The organism is Bdellovibrio sp. ZAP7, assembly GCF_006874645.1.
GTDB lineage: Bacteria > Bdellovibrionota > Bdellovibrionia > Bdellovibrionales > Bdellovibrionaceae > Bdellovibrio.
Genome location: NZ_CP030082.1, coordinates 4,078,441 through 4,096,243, shown reverse-complemented (window position 1 = coordinate 4,096,243; position 17,803 = coordinate 4,078,441). Strand labels below are relative to the sequence as shown.

Here is a 17,803-nt window from a genome sequence, read left to right as displayed (position 1 = left end):
TGCGCTCATGTTGCCATGGTTATCGCCTTGTTTCCATTCATATTTCTTGGATTTCAGGGGCACCACATATATAACTAATTGAAATCCAAATAATAACGACAACTTTGGAGGGTTTGTGGCACTCGGTGGAATCATTTTCATCGTCATTTTTATTGCGCTATTTGGCAGTTTTCTAGTCTGGCTTTCGATTAAGACAGGTGGAAAGGTCCATTATCATCCGGTTAAGTACGAGCCCTACGAGTGTGGTCTCCCTTCGCTAGATAAAAAAGATACGAAAGTTTCTGTGAAGTTTTATCTCACAGCAATTCTTTTCATTCTTTTCGATATCGAAATCATCTTCATGTACCCATGGGCGATATCCTTCCGTGATTTCATCGCTTCAGGCCAGGGTGCATTTGTATTTGGATCTATGATCTTCTTCTTGGCCGTCTTCATTTTCGGTTTGTTCTGGGAAGTTAAATCAAAAGCATTGGAATGGGATTAATCAATGGGAATGGGTAAAGATTCATTCGAAATTATCGTCAACGGGCTTAAGCTCGTTGTTATCTTTTTGATGATGGTTCAACTCGTGCCGATCCTTGTATGGGTTGAGCGTCGTGGTTCTGCTTTCATTCAAAATCGTCTTGGTCCGAATCGCGTGGGTCCTTTGGGATTGATGCAATTGCTGGCCGATGCCGTGAAGTTCTTAACAAAAGAAGCTTTCGTTCCTTCAACCGCAAAACCGTTGTTGTACTATGCAGCTCCAGTATTCGCGTTGATTCCTGGTGCGGTGGCGTTCTCGGCAATTCCTATGTCGACTCCAATTTCCGTTGGGACATTCGAATTGTTCGGTCAAACCTGGGGGCCATACACATTCTTGGTTCAAGGTTATGATATTGGCGTTGGTATCGTTTTCATCTTGGGCGTTTCTTCTCTAGCTGCTTACACGATGTTGATGGCAGGTTGGGGTTCAGGAAATAAGTACTCTTTGATGGGTGCTCTTCGTGCATCCGCACAAACGATTTCTTATGAATTGGCTTTGGGCCTTTCAATCGTTGGTGTGATTATGATGTACGGAACTTTCCACTTGGGCGATATGACTTTGGCGCAACAAGGTCCATTGCACTTCCAATTCATGGGTCACACGATCACATCTCAGTACCTTCCAAATTGGGGTATTTTCTTCCAACCATTGGGCGCGCTTTTATTCTTCACAGCGACGTTTGCAGAATCCAACCGTTTGCCATTCGACTTGGCAGAGGGCGAGTCTGAGTTGGTTGCGGGCTTCCATACTGAGTATGGCGGCTTTAAATTCAACATGTTCTTCATCGGCGAGTACGGTCACATGATGATCGCTTCTGGTTTGATGGCGATCTTCTTCTTCGGTGGTTACGGTATTCCGTACGTTTCCGTTGAGCAGGTACGTGAGTGGGCAATGACTGTGACTTCAAATGCAAACTGGGCTTCGGCTTTGGTGGCGTTGATCCACTTCCTTGTTTTCAACGTAAAATTCTTCCTATTCTTGTGGGCATTTATTTGGGTTCGTTGGACTTTGCCACGTTTCCGTTACGACCAATTGATGGATCTTGGTTGGAAAACAATGCTTCCTTGGGCATTGGCTAATACCATCATCACGGCTTTCGTGATTTACGCGGCATCATTGTAAGGAGCTAAAAAGTGACAGCAGACGCTTTTCTATTTTGGTTTTTAGCGATCGCATTGTTGGCTTCAGGCCTAATGGTGATCCTATTGAAAAATCCTATTTATTCCGCATTAAGCCTGGCGATGACGATGGTCACGATGTCAGCTTTGTTTGTGACTCTGAACGCTTACTTTATCGCAGGTGTTCAGTTGATCGTTTATGCCGGCGCCGTGATGGTTTTGTTCACGATGGTTATCATGCTTTTCGACTTGAAGCAGGATGTGTCGGCATTCACGCGCGGCAAGTTCTCGGGCATCTTGAAAATAATGTCTGTGGGCTTGTTGTTGGGAATGATCGTTGCCTCAATTTATAAAACAGTTGAGCAATTGGTTTTCAAAACAACAGACAACCCTGTGACTGTTGGAACGGGCATGGAGACGACTAAGCAACTTGGTCAGATTCTGTTCTCTAAATATATCTTTGGCTTTGAGGCTCTTGGCGTTCTTCTTTTGGTGATCGCGGTGGGCGCAGTGGCACTTTCTCGCAGTAAAGGTGGAACTCATGAACATTGATTTCATTAATAACATTGGACTGACTCACTACCTTGTCCTGGCATCGATTGTTTTTGTTATGGGTATGGCGGGAGTTCTTCTTCGTCGTAACGTGATCGTACTTTTGATGTCCATCGAGCTTATGTTGAACTCAGTAAATTTGACGTTCATCGCATTCTCTAAATACATGGGCCATCTTGAAGGGCACATCATGGTGTTCTTCGTAATGACAATCGCAGCGGCGGAAGCAGCTGTGGGTCTGGCGTTGGCCGTTTCGATCTTTAAACGCTTTAACGAAGTGAATATTCGCTTCTTTGAGCATCTGAAAGGATAGGCCGAATGAATCATTCAGTATTAATGGCCATTGTTATCCTAAGTCCGCTGGTTGGTTTTCTGATCAACGGTTTCCGTTATAAAAAACACTCTGCAAACGTTGCAGGTGTTATTGCAACTCTGGCAGTGGCAATTTCTTTTATCAGCGCGGTTCTTTTGGTGACAGACCTTGTAGGTATGGCTGCAGAATCTCGTCGTATTGCTGTGACATTCTTTGAGTGGATGGCGATTGATAAATTTAAAGTAAATGCCGGTTTCGTAGTCGATCAAATCAGCGCGATCATGGTCCTTGTGATCACGGGCGTTGGTACTTTGATCCACTTGTTTTCGATCGGTTACATGCACCACGATAAAGGTGCTGCGAAATACTTCGCATACCTGAATCTGTTCATCTTTAACATGTTGTTGCTGGTTCTTGGTGACAGCTTGCTAGTGATGTTCGTTGGTTGGGAAGGTGTGGGCCTTTGCTCGTACTTGCTAATCGGTTTCTGGTTCACGGATGCAGAAAAAGCAGCAGCGGGTATGAAAGCCTTCATCACGAATCGTGTTGGTGACGCCGCTTTCTTGTTGGGTATGTTTGTTTTGTTCATGACTTTCGGTACTTTGAATTTCCACGAACTAAACGCTTTGGCTCCAACAACTGTTGAAGCTTCCTGGATGGGTGCCGTGACATTGGGAACTTTGTTCCTGTTCATCGGTGCAACTGGTAAATCTGCACAGATTCCATTGTACGTTTGGCTTCCAGACGCGATGGCTGGTCCAACTCCAGTTTCCGCATTGATCCATGCGGCGACGATGGTTACTGCCGGTGTTTACATGATCGTTCGTTTGAATCCTTTGTTCATCGTAGCTCCAAACACAATGATGGTGATTGCAGTTATCGGTGCGGCGACGGCGGTTCTTGCAGCGACGATCGGTATGACCCAATGGGATATCAAGAAAGTTTTGGCTTACTCGACAGTATCTCAACTTGGTTACATGTTCCTAGCTTGCGGTGTGGGTGCTTTCGGAGCGGCGATGTTCCACTTGATGACTCACGCATTCTTTAAAGCCCTGATGTTCTTGGGTTCTGGTTCTGTGATCCATGCGATGCACGAGGAACAAGACATACGGAAAATGGGTGGTCTTAAGAAATATCTTCCAATCACTCACGTAACGTTCTTCTTGGGTTGGTTGGCGATTATCGGTATGCCTCCATTCGCGGGTTTCTTCTCTAAAGACGAAATCTTGGCTTATTCATTCTTCTCTCCAATGGGTTCTCCAATCTTGTGGGCCGCGGGTGCCTTGGGTGCGACTTTGACAGCATTCTATATGACCCGTTTGATGGCTCTTACGTTCTGGGGTAAATCACGCGTTCCTTCTCACGTTCATCCGCATGAATCTCCGGCATTGATGACGATTCCTTTGATCGTTCTTGCGGTGTTGTCGGTGATTGGTGGTTGGATCGGTATCCCTCATGTGATCGGTGAACATTTGGGTCATATTCCTAATGTTTGGGAGCACTGGTTGGATCCAATGATCACCAAAATCCCTAACTTGGGTCACTTCGATGCATCTACTGAGTGGGTGTTGATGGGTTGCTCGGTTGGTTTGGCAGTGATCTCGGCTTCAATTGCTTATCAGTTCTATGTGAAGTCTCCAGAGACTCCTAAGAAAATCGCTGAAAGCATCAAGCCAGTTTACAACTTGGTATATAACAAATATTTCGTGGACGAAGCGTACTTCGGCGGAATCATTAATCCTTTGGTAAACCTGGGTAAAAACATGTGGTACTACGTTGATGTTAATTTCATCGATAAGTGCACATACTGGGCAGGGGATTTGGTTCGCGGAATGGGCTCTTTGGGTCGTTCGCTTCAAACCGGAAATATGCAGCAATACGCGATGTACATCGGACTCGGTGTCGTTGTTGTCCTTTCATATGTGATCCTGGGGTAAGCTATGATCCTAAGTACAATTGTTTTTCTACCTCTTTTGTTTGCTTTGATTGTCGCGGTTTGGCCGAATGCTAAAACTCTACGTCCTTTGGCGATGGGTTTTGCGGTGATCGAATTTATCGTTTCATTGGCGTTGTTCCAACAGTTCGACCCAAATACCGCCAACCTACAAATGGTTGAGCGATATATGTGGATTGAGCGATTTGGTATCAGCTACTTCTTTGGGATCGATGGTATCTCGTTGTGGTTGGTTCTTTTAACGACGTTCTTAACTCCGATTATTGTTTTGGCTAGCTGGACATCAGTTACTGAAAGAATCAAAGGCTTCCACGTTTGCTTGTTCATCCTGCAAACGGCAATGCTGGGTACTTTCTTGGCGATGGATGCGATCTTCTTCTATATCTTCTGGGAACTTGCACTGATCCCAATGTACTTCATGATTGGTATCTGGGGTGGATCTCGCAGAATTTACGCAACGGTTAAGCTCTTCATCTATACTTTCGCCGGCTCTGTCATGATGCTTGTTGCGATGATCTATATGATGTACCTGACTCAAGAGACGACTGGTCAAATGAGTGCAAGCTTGCTCGATTTCTATAAATTGAAAATCCCGTTTGTGGGTGGAACTTTCTTCAGCCTTCAAACACTTCTGTTCTTTGCGTTCGCCTTGGCGTTTGCGATCAAAGTTCCGGCATTCCCCGTTCATACTTGGTTGCCAGATGCCCACGTTGAAGCACCAACTCCTGGTTCAGTAATTCTTGCCGGTGTTATGCTTAAGATGGGTACTTACGGCTTCATGCGCTGGGTAATTCCGTTGTTCCCAGAGGCGTCTGAATACTGGTCTTGGTTGTTCATGTTGATCGGTACCGTGGGAATCATCTATGGTGCTTTGGTAGCGATGGTTCAGCCGGACGTGAAAAAACTTGTGGCGTACTCTTCAGTATCGCACATGGGTTACATCTTGTTGGGTCTGTTTGCATTCAACTCTTACGGTATGAACGGTGGTTTGTACCAAATGTTGAATCACGGTATCTCGACGGGTGCTCTGTTCATCTTGATCGGTATGATCTATGAAAGAACTCACTCTCGTGAAATCACTAAATACGGTGGTTTGGCAGGGGTTCTTCCATTGTTCACGATCTTCTTCTTTATCATCACGCTTTCTTCGATTGCGGTTCCGATGACAAATGGTTTCGTGGGCGAGTTCTTTATCCTGATGGGTACATTTCAGGCTCAACCCGTTTTTGCATACTTTGCAGTAACAGGTGTGGTTCTGGGTGCCGTGTACATGTTGTGGATGTTTAAACGCGTTTTCTTTGGTGAGCAAGGTGAGTTGGTTAAAGACGAACATCATCCACTTCACGATTTGAATGCGCGCGAAATCGCGGTTCTTGTTCCTCTTGTGATCATGGTTTTCTGGATGGGTCTGTTCCCGAATAACTTCTTGAACTACTCAAAAGCCAGCGTGGATCACTTGGTACACAACAAAAACAGCTACAATCTGACAATTAATCAACCTGGTGCGCCTGCGACTACGGCAGCAACTGCAACGACAACTGCTCCGGCAACGGAGCAAACGACAGCAGCAGCACAAGGAGATAAATAATGAATATGAATATTGGTCTTAGTGACATTCTTCTTGTTTCACCAATGATCGCTTTGTTCCTTGCGAGTTTGGTGCCGATCACTGCAAAAGTTCTTCGTGGAAATCGCGAACAAAACCCGATCATCACTCTTTGCCAGGCATTGGGTGGTATCGTAGTGGCAGTCGGTCTTTTAGTGGTCTTCGGTGGTGCTGGCAAAACAGCGTTCAACAACGGCTTGATCTTTGATGGTGTTACTCAGTGGATGGGCGTGATTGCGCTTCTTTCTGCTGGTGCGGCGATGATCATGATGTACGAAAACCCAGCGACAACGGGCAGACAGTTTTCTGAACTGATCTTCCTGGCGATGTCGTCTGCGGTGGGTATGTTGATTCTGGTTTCTGCTGTAGATCTTTTGATGGTTTTCATCGGTTTGGAAATGATGTCTTTGGCATTGTATCTGATGATCGCGATGAGCCACGAAGAAAAACTTTCTAAAGAAGCCGCTCTTAAGTACTTCATCCTGGGTTCATTTGCTTCGGCGTTGTTCCTTTACGGTGTGGCATTTATCTTTGGTACAACTGGAAATACGAACATCCTTTCGTTCATGGAAAATGCAGCTGACTTGATTCAAACAAGCCGCTTATTTTTGTTCGGTATGGTGTTTGTGGTTTTGGGCTTCTGCTTCAAAGTTTCAATCGCTCCATTCCATGCCTGGACTCCAGATGTTTATCAAGGTGCACCGACTCCGCACACAGCTTTCATGGCGACTGCGGTTAAGACGGTTTCCTTCGCAGCTTTCTTGCGTGTGATTGCGACTCGTTCATTGGTTGGTTCAGAGCACTTGTTTGATATGCTTCAATGGTTGGCTGTAATCACGATGATCGTGGGCAACACAGCAGCGATCCTGCAAAACAACTTGAAACGTATGCTTGCTTACTCTTCGATTGCACACTCTGGATATATCTTAGTGGGTGTAATTACGGCGGGTGTAAGTGACGATGCGGCTTTCGGTGCATCTGGTGTGATCTTTTATTTACTAAGCTATGGCTTGATGACTTTGGGAGCGTTTGCAATTGCAAGCATGCTTGAAAAATCAGAAAATCATATCGTAGACGTGGATGATCTTGCTGGTTTGGCAAAACAAAGACCGATGATCGCACTTTGCCTGACTGTGTTCTTGCTTTCATTGACAGGTATTCCGCCAACTTTGGGTTTCTTTGGTAAGTTCTATCTGTTCAATGCAGCTATCGGTGAAGGCCTCATGTGGTTGGCAATTTGGGGTATGATTAGCTCCGTAATTTCCGTTTACTACTACTTGCGCCCAATTGTAGTTATGTACATGAAAGAAGGCCAAGCTGACGTTGCAGAACACTCTTTGAATGCAACAACAGTGACAGTGGTTGTGATGGCTATCGCAATTTTGTTCCTGGGCTTCGTATCAGGACCTCTATTTACAGCAGTTGAGAAAAGCTTACTTTAATTCAGTTTCATATTGAGATTGCAAAAGGCCGCGTAATAGCGGCCTTTTTTGTTTCTACACCTCGTAGAATCTTTCCGGAGTCACTCCAAATTTCCCCGAACACTTAGGAATTCGGATTCTGAATAACTTATGACCGAATCATATTTGAAACCGATACGATAGTGGTCAGGGGGAAGAAATGAAGGCTACGGTTATACTTGCGCTTGCGCTGAGTGCTGGACCCTATGCACACGCACTTTCAGATAAAGCCATCTATGCTCGCTGCTACTCTCAGCTTACCGGTACGACGGTTCCGTTCTCGGATAGCTTGTACAAAGAAGTTGTGGCGGGAAAACAGTCGGGTGTTGCTGCTTGCAAAAGCCTTCTTCAATTGGCTGACATGGATGCCTCGGGCAATCTTAAAAACACCGATGTGCGCGCCACACTCATCGTAAATAATTTTTATCAATTTCATCGCACATGGTTTCCCACTGCTAACAAAGAGCAAATCACAGGCTATCGCGCCGAGTTTGAAAGCAACACTGACAAATTTATCGATATGTCAGAGCCAGCATTATTCCTTACTCGCAATCTATTCACGGGTGATGATTATAGAAATGTGCTTTCGGGCACTACACGCTTGGAGGGCAAGCGAGTTAATGATCCTGCAATAAAGACCGGATCTCTTTCATTTTTGAATGCCGATGGAAGCATCGTTAGTCCCGGCATGCAAATGGTTCCACTAATGTTTATGACCGGCAAAGGCCCAATCAGATCTATTAATGAGTCGGCATCATCGTTTGTACTTCAGAATTATGCGATTCCCAACCTGGGTCGTACGGCGGTCGCGAATGGCGCGGCTATGAGTGCGGGCGCAGAAACTAGCGTGGACTTTTATGCTAATCAAGGTGGCGGGATCTTGGGTTCTCGTGCTTTCTTTTTATTGAATAGTGGGCAGCCCCAAGGTCAGATTTTTGATGGCGCCTTAAAACTTCCTAGAAAATGGTCAAAAACAGCGATGGAATCCATGCTGTGTCTGACACTTCCATCTTTAAGAGAGGCAGATGTCCTTCAGTATGTTGACTCTGCCTCCGTTGCGCCGTTCAGACAATCTTCAAGCTGTATTCGTTGTCACGCAAGTATGGATCAGGCGTCTTATACCACTCGTAATTTGGTCGTATCATTGACTGTTGATGATATTAGAGGAAACGGTGTGCCGCTTAATACAAAAAGCATTATGATTGGTAAATTCAAACCAAGTATTGCTTCAGTAGCGGGCTGGTCTTCAAAAACTGTTTCTGATTTTCAAAAGCAACAGCCGACCGGCGTGTTGATGTTTAGATCGAATGCCGACGGACAATTGATTAAACAAAGTGTTAGTGGAATTGAAGGCTTGGGTCAGGCGATGGCTAACACAAACGACTTCTATCAGTGTGCAGCCAAACGGTATTTCGAATATTTTACGGGAATCAACGTCTCACTTTATGACCGTTCTGATCCCGCAAATGCGGTTTTAAATAAAGCGATAACGACGCGTGAAGCAGCTGATCGCAGATTTATCGAAGATCTGGGACAGCAACTTCGCAGTAATCAGTCGCTACAAAAGTTGATCGAAAATATTATTTCGTCGCCTTACTACCGATCAGCAAACTTTTCAGATACGGGCAAATAGGGGAAGCAAATGGATAGACGAAGTTTTTTAAGAACAGGTCTAACGGGTGCAGCTGGTTTGGCAAGTTTGCCGGGCATTATGGATTCCCTGGCATTTAAGATTGTAGCCGGTTTTGTACAACAGGCACGGGCTGAAACTTTGGGAGTCGGTCAAGACAGCACAAGGTATCACGTCAACCTGTGGTTAAATGGTGGTCCAATTCGTTTTGCATTTGATCACTGGATCAAACTAAGCTCGGGCGAGGACATTGGTACAATAGCAATGAACAATCAGTGGTTGGCAACGGCATTTACTTCCTCAAATGGAGTTGTGACCGGGGCTGAACTTAAAACCATGAACTATAACGGTGTTCTGGTTCCGTATTTATTTCAAACGAAGATCGCAAATGGCAACGGAGGCAGTCGCTCTGCCTCTGATATTTTGAACAATATGATGGTAATGCGCGGATTCGCCTCAAAGTCTGACGGTCACGACGTGAACGCGCTTTTAGTTCAGGTTCCGGTGACTGGATTGCCAAGCTTACAAGGGATGATGGCGGATCAGGCCGAGAATCTATTTGCTGGCGTGATGGTCAGTGGAACAAGCGGAAGCTTTTTCGCTAGTAAGACAAATAAAGCCTATACCAAAACCGCTGCAAATCCCACGTCATTGATGTCACCTTTCCAAGTCGGAACTTCGATGACGACGTCGTTTAATCTTAAAGCTTCCCAACAGGCCGCTTACGACACGGCGATGGCTTATATGAAAACTTACGCACGATCAAATCGCGTGGGTTCCGATACTTTGAATAAAAATCTTGAGAATGCTGCTAAGAAAATTAAAGCAGGACTTGGTGATATCGAAGGTTTCTGGGAAGAAGCTGTAACTCGCTATAAAACGGCGATGCTTGGAACAGTTGCGATGACGACTCCGGGGATCAATGACGCCTACTTGGACGGTAAAGGTCAGGCAATTTATGGTTATCCGTTTTCTGAAACCGGTGTGGCGTTGGGGCGCGTGAGCGCGGTCTATCAGGCTGGAACTGATATGCGTGATGTCGTTAAGCGAATGCACTTTGCAGATTTACCAGAGCAGTTCGCTCTTGCGGAGTATGTCTTGCGCAACGATCTTTCAAATAATATCGGTATTTTTCATAATGGTTTCCGACTGGATTCAGCGCTTTTCCCAACAACTATTGGGGGCGTAGCTCAAAACGTAACAATGAGTCGTATGGATTCTGATATGGACGGAGCAAATGGACGCTTATCAACTTTGTTGATCGCTAACAGATTCTATTCTGGAATTCTTGCGGGCATTCTGGAATTCAAAGATCGCTTGAATCTTTATAAACGTATTGGCACCAATGCGAACCTTTGGAACGAGTCTGTTCTTCAAGTCAGCAGTGAATTTGCCAGAAGTGTGGCGCCTACAGGCGGAACAGGACATGGCTATAACAACATGGTTACTTCTATTTACTCAGGTGCGATTAAAAACGGACCTTATGTAACTGGAAATTTGCTAATGAGAACAACCGGCAATGGTACCAATGGTACTTCGGCTGAAATCGAAGGTTATAAAGGTTCGCAAGGAGCGATGCCGGGTGTGGCCGCGGTGCCTTCAAGTCTTGTGGGATTGATGAGATTAAATAGCAATCCTTGGGAAAACTCTGCACCACCACTGGTGACTTTCAATGATTCCAATGGCGTTTTCGTGAATAACTACGGCAAAAGCAAACTGGTAGGAGGGTAATTTGAAAAGCCCAAAATCTACTAAAGCTCTACTTGTCGCAACAGGGCTCATGGGAATCAGTGTGTTTTTTCAAAACTGTATGGGTTCGAATAATTTCGAATTAGCTTCACTCACTGGTAATACGATAGAATCAGGAACTTCTGTGGATCACCCGGGTGGCTCGGTTCCAACTCCAAGCACTCAAGCCCCGCTGCTGGCAAATCGCTATCAGATTCAGAGTTTATTAATGGATACATTTAAAGACCCTGCCATCGCAGATACAGCTGGTAACAATCGCGTGCTTTCAAAGCTTCTTGTAAGCACTATCGTTGCGCGAACGGGAACATTTGGTCTGCCGTGTGATTCCGGAAATCCAATTTTGGATGTAAGCAGCGGTGCTGATTGTGACGGAACCATCGTTGCTCCTATGAATCAACCAGCGACGACTTTACGTGCAGCTTACAAAATCCAAGCGTGCGAGCAAATTCTTTCAAATGATGTATTTGTTAATAATCTGATGAAAAAAATTGGGGGGGCGGCCCCGGTCATCGATGCCACCAGCATCAATACGTTATTGTCTTACTTCTATCGCGGTGATGATCCGGGAGTGGGTATGATCACCGGATTGCAACTCGCCGATGAAAAGGCCGTTCAAATAGACCCTGCGATCAAGCTTATTGATCGTTGGCGCTTATTGATGATGGTTGCTTGCGAATCAACGGGCTGGGAAGCGCTTTAGATATCGTGCTGACGAAGAACGTTGATTCCTGATTTAAATCCAATGCGAACGATACGAGCTAAAATCTCAGGATTTAAACTGAAATGGTCCACAAAGAACATTTCATAATTCTGAGGCCGTGGAGATATATAGATATAATCGACCTCAGGTCTGTGATGGACTTTGTCGCGGATAATGCCCAAAAGCTTTTCGCGCTGATCTTCGGGCAGTTTGATCTGCTTTAAGTATCCATCAACTGCGTTGTAAATCGTCTTAATGTCGTTTTGAGCCTGAATGTGCTTCGCGATCTTTTGCTGAATCACCTGATATAATGCCTGATTCAAGATCAAGGGGATTCCATATTTATGTAAAGAACCCATCTCTTCCGTATAATGATAAGGCTGAGTGGAGTACGAAGAAATCACCAGGTCAGCCCCATGATCGGCCGCCACGTGAGTGGAAAGCGTGTCACGAATTTCGCCATCATAAAAGAAGATCTCTTTGTTATCTTCGGGGCGCTTAATGCCATAAGGTGCATAAACTGGAGGCAAGGAAGTCGATGCCGCCACCGCCGTACTGATCGAGGCGTGGTTGATGTACATATGGTTCGGAGTTTTAAAAGACTCGGGGAAATTCCCGAAGATAGCCTTACGTGTATGGTTTAGCTGTGTGCCGATAACGAACAAATCCACACCTAAACGGGCAAAGTCATTATCCAAAAGGACATCTTTCCGTAAGTAGCTTTCGATCCCGCTGGTTGAAAATAGACCATTTAGTTTCAACCCGTTCTTAATTAAGGACTCCACACCACCCTTAACGATGGTTTTATCCAATAAGGCTCGGGGTATGAAACGAAGCAAACCGCTGGAATTCAAATTAAAGATATTGCGGTACGAGATCGGCTTTAAATAACGAAGATCCGATTTATCGAATGTCGGGTTGTTACCGGAGCCCACTTGAAAGGCATTAACCAAAGATTCTATTGGATAGCCAGCCCCCAAAATCGAGGCTACGAAAGCACCCGCACTGGACCCTACGTAACAACGAATGGTCATCGGATCGTTTTCATCGAAGTTCTGACGCACCATCTCTTTGGTTCCGCCGGCAAACTTAAATCCCTTTTCTTGGAGAGCCATGCAAACGCCAATGTGGAAAGCTGCTGCTTTAATGCCGCCACCACTTAAGACCAATGCAATTTTCTTTTTCTCTTTTATGCGCATATCTATGCATAAGTATGTGATCTCAGGTGGTGGAGGGCAAGGTTGGTCAGACGTTGGTCTAGCTTAAAACCCTGACTAGTCGCTGAATAGCCAGATCAAGGTCCTGTTTTTTGTTGAATTTGAGTAAGTAGTCACACTATCTTTGACAGACTGAAGTCCTGTGATAGGGTTGATTACGCAAGCTGAGTAGGCGACCACCATTTCCGAAAAGCTAGCTACTTGCACTTTGAGTTCGCTCAGGGTGAGTAAAAGGGGATCGAATGAACGTTGAGATGAATGGTTCTTGGCTACCGCTAATGGACTACTCCACTAAATACAGAATTAGTGTGAGTACTCTCCGCCGAAGAATCAAAGCTGACGACATTCGATTCCGATTTGAAGACGGCAAGTACTTCATCATGGATGAACCGATGGGTACCCATCAAAGAGTACATCGCCCCTCCCAAGAAAGCGAAAACCTTGCTTTGGTGGGTGCTCATCAAGGAATGATGAAAGAAGGAACGGAAATGGCTTCTTCAAAGGACGAAGTGAAGGCTCAGGACCTTGCTGAAAAGACGGTTAAAGTAAATAAGGATGAGCCGATCCTTACCGCCGCAAATAAGCTTTTGAACGAATTAAAAAAAGCTTACACGCAGATCCTTCAAGAAAAGGAAGAGCAGATCTTCCAATTGAAGGATGAAGTTACGGACCTTAAAACTCTGGTTCGAGTTTTGGAATCCGAAAACGACCGCCTTAAAGGCTTCAAACAATAAGCCGCCTTTAAAATGTTATCTTACAAGAACCCCGGTTGATGATGTCACCCGGGGTTTTTTGCTTTTAACGTTAAGGCATATGGAAAACCAACTTGAAATCACTGCCCAGGCGGGTCGTCCAATGCTTGGCGACTTTATTCAAATTAATCTCTTTTCAACGGGAAGCCACGAAGCTCTTTTAACTTCGACTTTGCAAAAGCTTGCTGAAATTGAAGGCACCCTAAACCTTGATGATCCCCAATCTGAAATATGCCGAATACTAACCGTTGAGGGTGATGACTCATTCGAAATGAGTAAACCGGTGGCGGAAGTTTTGGAGAAAGCCTTGGATATCAGCACTCTATCAGAAGGCTATTTTGAACCCTTTCGTGAAGAATCTAAGAACTTGGATTTAAAGAGCCTGATTCGAGGTTACATCATCGATCAAGCCGTGAGTTTCTTAAAGTCCAAGCATCCAGGTCTGATGGGGATGGTTCATCTGGCGGAGGGGATTCGCTTTTTTAACTGTCCCAAGAGGTCTATTCACGTGCGCATGAGTAACGCCGACATCGAAAAAGAGCTGGGATTGTTTAAGGATGCAATTGCGACAACAGAGTCTCGTGGGAATTTATACGACCCCGAGTCGGCGACGCTGTATTTGCACCCCCTAAGACACGGAATCAGTGGGCGTCACACAATTTCTGTGATTGCAGATTCTAGTGTAACGGCAAATGCCCTGGCGAAAATTGGGCTGTATGCACCAAAAAATGTTGTCCAGTCCTGTGTGGCGGAGCTGGATGCACAAATTATCGTGTTTGATGAGGCCGGAGAGATCGAAGAAATCTTTGAAGAATCTAAGGCATATAGCTTTGATCAAGGGCACATTTCTTATTCGTCTTATGGCGGTAACAATAGGGACTAGTCAGATTCTTATCTGCCCAAATTCCTAAGCGTTGAGATTTTGCTTCATCCACAGAAGCCAGATATCTGCCTTTCGAGTACTTGGTAGAGTCGTAAGCCCAACCATGTTGCACGATCATCAAATTTACATTCTTGTCGCCGACGAATACTACACAAGTCAGGCGATCAAAAGATTTGCCATCGCATTCAAGATCGACCTGCTTTCCTTTAACGATTGATTCAGTGAAGTTGCGGGCCTGTTTTCCGTACTTTTGAGAAAGTTCAGGGCAGTCAATGCCGGCAAAGCGAATTTTGGCGATCTTGCCTTTGACTCGTACGCGACAAGTATCTCCGTCATGACATTGTTCGACCACGCCTGATAAAAATGTTCGCTGATTCCTATTCTTCTTGGCGAAAGCGAAAGTAGGTTGAATGAACAGGGCTGCTAGCAAGATGGATGAAACAAGACGCATATCCAAATGCTAACAGATAAAAGAGCCTCTCAGAAAACTAATTCTTTAGAGAATAAAAAATTAAATCACTGATGAGCGCTTTTTGACTTCGTATTGATATGAAGAAGTTGATAGGGAGGACACCATCCAACAACCCCTGTCATAACTGGAATCAGACCAAGCAAAAACCACATGTTTGCGGGACCCCAGAATGCAAGTGAAGCAATCGCAAGACCCACGATGATACGAACGACACGTTCTTTGTTACCGATGTTAGTAGAGAGTTTCATAAATCCTCCGGTGCATAACTTAATTTTACACCTGTTTTAAACCTTGAAATATGATCTTGGACATATGGGGAGCTAGACCCCGGTTGGATTTATACTTGTTTATTCGGAAATAGAGAAAGGACTGATTTCTCAGTCCTTTCTCATTACATCTCATCTTGGGAGGGGCGATGTACTTTGGCGACGGATTACGCAGCCAAAGATTTAGTTTTCTTAGCTTCTTTCTTAACGCCAGTCTTCTTAGTTTGTGTTGCAGCGTCTTTGTCGAAAGCTACTGCGAACACTTCATCAAGATTCTCGGCGAAGATGAAGTTGATATTGTCTCTAAATACTTTTGGAATATCAGCCAAGTCTTTCTTACAAGCCATTGGAATGATGATATTTGTGATACCAAGATTCAAAGCCGCAAGACATTTCTCTCTGATACCACCGACAGGAAGTACGCGACCTTGTAGAGTCACTTCACCAGTCATTGCCAGGTCATGGCGAACTGGAGTACCTGTCATCAAACTTACAAGCGCAGTTGTAAGCGTGATACCTGCAGAAGGACCATCTTTAGGGATAGCGCCCGCTGGCAAGTGGATATGGATATCGTACTTTTCAAAGAAGTCTTCAGGAATGTTCAATTCTTCCATGTGAGCACGAGCGTAAGACATTGCTGCGTGAGCAGATTCTTTCATCACGTCGCCAAGTTGGCCCGTAAGCGAAAGATGTCCTTTACCTTTCATTTTTAATGCTTCAACAGTCAACACTTCACCACCAGCTTGTGTCCATGCAAGACCTTGCACCACACCAACTTGAGAGTCAGCGATTTTGTCGTCGCGTTGGAAGCGTGGAGGACCAAGGATTTCCGGAACAGTCGTAGCATTTACTTCTACGAAGTTCTTTTCGCCCATTACCACCATCTTCGCAACTTTACGGCAAACTGAACCTACTTCGCGTTCCAGGTTACGAAGACCTGCTTCGCGAGTGTAGCCAGCGATAAGGTATTTGATACCATCATCAGTGAAACTGATGTTCTCTGGAGTGATACCGTTTGCTTCGATTTGTCTTCTGATCAAATGTTTTTTAGTGATCAAAAGTTTATCGTTCTCTGTGTAACCAGGGATATTCAAGATTTCCATACGGTCACGCAATGCTGGTGGGATATTTTCCAACACGTTAGCAGTAGCGATGAACAACACGTTTGAAAGGTCGAAATCCACATTCAAATAGTTATCACGGAAAGTAGCATTTTGTTCTGGATCCAAAACCTCAAGCATTGCTGCTGAAGGGTCACCGCGGAAATCAGAACCCAATTTATCAACTTCATCTAGTACGATAACTGGATTGTTTGTTTTCGCTTGGCGAAGAGCTTGGATAATTTTACCTGGCATCGCACCTACATAAGTACGGCGGTGACCACGGATTTCCGCTTCATCTTTCACGCCGCCCAAAGCGATACGGAAGTATTCACGGCCCATCGCACGAGCGATAGATTTACCAAGAGATGTTTTACCTACACCTGGAGGACCACCAAAGCACAAGATTGGTCCTTTAAGGTCTGGTTTCAACTTGCGAACCGCAAGGAATTCCATCACGCGGTCTTTTGCTTTTTCAAGCTCGTAGTGATCTTCATCAAGAATTTCTTTAGAGCGCTTAAGATCGATATGATCTTCAGATTTTTTGCTCCAAGGAAGATCCGCCATCCAGTCAAGGTATGTACGAACCATTGTAGCTTCAGATGCATCTGGATGCATACGCTCCAAACGACCCAATTGTTTCATAGCTTCTTGTTCTACATGAGGAGGCATACCGGCATTTGTCAGTTTGTCACGCAACTCGTCCATCTCTTCAGATTTAGAATCTTGCTCGCCCAACTCATTCTTTATAGCCTTCATTTGCTCGCGCAAGAAGTATTCACGTTGAGATTTGTTAGCATCGTCTTTTTGGTTTGGACGATTTTTCTGTTGAGTTTGCATAACTTCAAGCTCAGCAGCCAAGATCTCAGTAACGATTTTAAGTCTTTCAGTAGAATCATGAGTCTCAAGAACTTTTTGAGCGTCTTGAACTTTGATGCCTAAGTTGGAAGCGATCAAGTCAGCAATGCGACCTGGATCAGTGACATCGTCAAGTACCAACAAGATGTCTGGAGAAAGAGGGCGGCCCATCGCAATGATGCGCTCGATGTGTTCTTTCGCAGTTCTGATCAAACCTTCGTTTTCAACAACGGATTTTTGATTTGGAATTTCTTCGATTTTTTCAACTGCAACTTCGAAAGAAGGAGAAGTCTTAGAGTAGTTTTTAACTCGACCCTTAGCCACACCTTGAATCAGGATTTTTACGCGACCATCAGAAAGCTTACGCATTCTCATGATCATCGCGATTGTACCTACTGTGTAGATAGAATCTGGAGTTGGATTTTCTTCAGAGATATCTTTTTGTGAAGCCAGGAAGATAAGGCGATTTTTTGCCAAAGCTTCTTCAACAGAACGGATTGAAGAATCACGACCTACAAACAAAGGAATAATCATGTAGGGGAAAACAACGATGTCTCTCACAGGTAGCATTGGAAGTGTCTGTGGGATTTCTAGAACTTTATCGTCAAAACTCATACCGCTCCTCCGCGTTGATGCGGGAAATGTTTCAT

At 44.8% G+C, this 17,803-nt stretch carries 16 protein-coding genes; 12 read left to right on the top strand and 4 right to left on the bottom strand.

All coding sequences use genetic code 11. The features are described from left to right. The first annotated feature begins 115 nt into the window (after nucleotides 1-115). From DOM22_RS19680 to DOM22_RS19635, 10 genes are all read left to right on the top strand, one after another. Nucleotides 116-484 (top strand): NADH-quinone oxidoreductase subunit A, encoded by a 369-nt coding sequence (locus DOM22_RS19680; RefSeq protein ID WP_142702011.1) that lies wholly within the window; start codon nucleotides 116-118, stop codon nucleotides 482-484. Nucleotides 485-487: 3 nt separating this feature from the next. After that, nucleotides 488-1,645: a complex I subunit 1 family protein gene (locus DOM22_RS19675; protein ID WP_142702010.1), complete on the top strand. Its 1,158-nt coding sequence runs from the start codon at nucleotides 488-490 to the stop codon at nucleotides 1,643-1,645. Between the two features lie 11 nt (nucleotides 1,646-1,656). Further along, nucleotides 1,657-2,193 carry an NADH-quinone oxidoreductase subunit J gene (locus DOM22_RS19670; protein WP_142702009.1) on the top strand — a complete coding sequence of 179 codons (537 nt, stop codon included), beginning with the start codon at nucleotides 1,657-1,659 and terminating at the stop codon, nucleotides 2,191-2,193. Further along, nucleotides 2,183-2,506 carry an NADH-quinone oxidoreductase subunit NuoK gene (gene nuoK, locus DOM22_RS19665; RefSeq protein ID WP_142702008.1) on the top strand — a complete coding sequence of 108 codons (324 nt, stop codon included), beginning with the start codon at nucleotides 2,183-2,185 and terminating at the stop codon, nucleotides 2,504-2,506. The genes DOM22_RS19670 and nuoK overlap by 11 nt, the downstream gene beginning before the upstream one ends. A 5-nt stretch (nucleotides 2,507-2,511) precedes the next feature. After that, nucleotides 2,512-4,443 (top strand): NADH-quinone oxidoreductase subunit L, encoded by a 1,932-nt coding sequence (gene nuoL / locus DOM22_RS19660; protein WP_142702007.1) that lies wholly within the window; start codon nucleotides 2,512-2,514, stop codon nucleotides 4,441-4,443. Nucleotides 4,444-4,446: 3 nt separating this feature from the next. After that, nucleotides 4,447-6,048 carry a NuoM family protein gene (locus DOM22_RS19655; RefSeq protein ID WP_142702006.1) on the top strand — a complete coding sequence of 534 codons (1,602 nt, stop codon included), beginning with the start codon at nucleotides 4,447-4,449 and terminating at the stop codon, nucleotides 6,046-6,048. Continuing rightward, nucleotides 6,048-7,508 (top strand): NADH-quinone oxidoreductase subunit N, encoded by a 1,461-nt coding sequence (locus DOM22_RS19650; protein WP_142702005.1) that lies wholly within the window; start codon nucleotides 6,048-6,050, stop codon nucleotides 7,506-7,508. Before DOM22_RS19655 ends, DOM22_RS19650 begins: the two co-directional genes overlap by 1 nt. Before the next feature lie 178 nt (nucleotides 7,509-7,686). After that, on the top strand, nucleotides 7,687-9,159 hold the full coding sequence (locus DOM22_RS19645) for a hypothetical protein (protein WP_142702004.1): 1,473 nt from the start codon (nucleotides 7,687-7,689) through the stop codon (nucleotides 9,157-9,159). A gap of 9 nt (nucleotides 9,160-9,168) precedes the next feature. Continuing rightward, nucleotides 9,169-10,887, top strand: a complete 1,719-nt coding sequence (locus tag DOM22_RS19640; protein ID WP_142702003.1) for a hypothetical protein — start codon at nucleotides 9,169-9,171, stop codon at nucleotides 10,885-10,887. A 1-nt stretch (nucleotide 10,888) separates the two neighbouring features. Beyond that, on the top strand, nucleotides 10,889-11,605 hold the full coding sequence (locus tag DOM22_RS19635) for a hypothetical protein (protein ID WP_142702002.1): 717 nt from the start codon (nucleotides 10,889-10,891) through the stop codon (nucleotides 11,603-11,605). Here DOM22_RS19635 and DOM22_RS19630 read toward each other — a convergent pair. Beyond that, the gene (locus tag DOM22_RS19630; protein WP_142702001.1) at nucleotides 11,602-12,804 is read right to left on the bottom strand and encodes a patatin-like phospholipase family protein; all 1,203 of its coding nucleotides are present in this window, start codon (nucleotides 12,802-12,804) and stop codon (nucleotides 11,602-11,604) included. The two genes, DOM22_RS19635 and DOM22_RS19630, sit on opposite strands and share 4 nt — an antisense overlap. A 260-nt stretch (nucleotides 12,805-13,064) precedes the next feature. Here DOM22_RS19630 and DOM22_RS19625 point away from each other — a divergent pair, with 260 nt between their 5' ends. Both DOM22_RS19625 and DOM22_RS19620 read left to right on the top strand, forming a co-directional pair. After that, nucleotides 13,065-13,556 carry a hypothetical protein gene (locus DOM22_RS19625; RefSeq protein ID WP_246845767.1) on the top strand — a complete coding sequence of 164 codons (492 nt, stop codon included), beginning with the start codon at nucleotides 13,065-13,067 and terminating at the stop codon, nucleotides 13,554-13,556. A 79-nt stretch (nucleotides 13,557-13,635) separates the two neighbouring features. Further along, the gene (locus tag DOM22_RS19620; protein ID WP_168196704.1) at nucleotides 13,636-14,457 is read left to right on the top strand and encodes an FAD:protein FMN transferase; all 822 of its coding nucleotides are present in this window, start codon (nucleotides 13,636-13,638) and stop codon (nucleotides 14,455-14,457) included. Here DOM22_RS19620 and DOM22_RS19615 read toward each other — a convergent pair. The 3 genes from DOM22_RS19615 to lon all read right to left on the bottom strand — a co-directional run bounded on the left by DOM22_RS19615 (nucleotide 14,390) and on the right by lon (nucleotide 17,768). Continuing rightward, entirely contained in the window at nucleotides 14,390-14,908 is a 519-nt protein-coding gene (locus DOM22_RS19615) for a thermonuclease family protein (RefSeq protein ID WP_142701999.1), read from the bottom strand. The genes DOM22_RS19620 and DOM22_RS19615 overlap by 68 nt on opposite strands. A 65-nt stretch (nucleotides 14,909-14,973) precedes the next feature. Further along, a complete protein-coding gene (locus DOM22_RS19610; protein WP_142701998.1) occupies nucleotides 14,974-15,177 on the bottom strand; it encodes a DUF2892 domain-containing protein in 204 nt (67 codons plus the stop codon). Nucleotides 15,178-15,362: 185 nt separating this feature from the next. Then, nucleotides 15,363-17,768: an endopeptidase La gene (gene lon / locus DOM22_RS19605; protein ID WP_142701997.1), complete on the bottom strand. Its 2,406-nt coding sequence runs from the start codon at nucleotides 17,766-17,768 to the stop codon at nucleotides 15,363-15,365. Nucleotides 17,769-17,803: the final 35 nt, after the last annotated feature.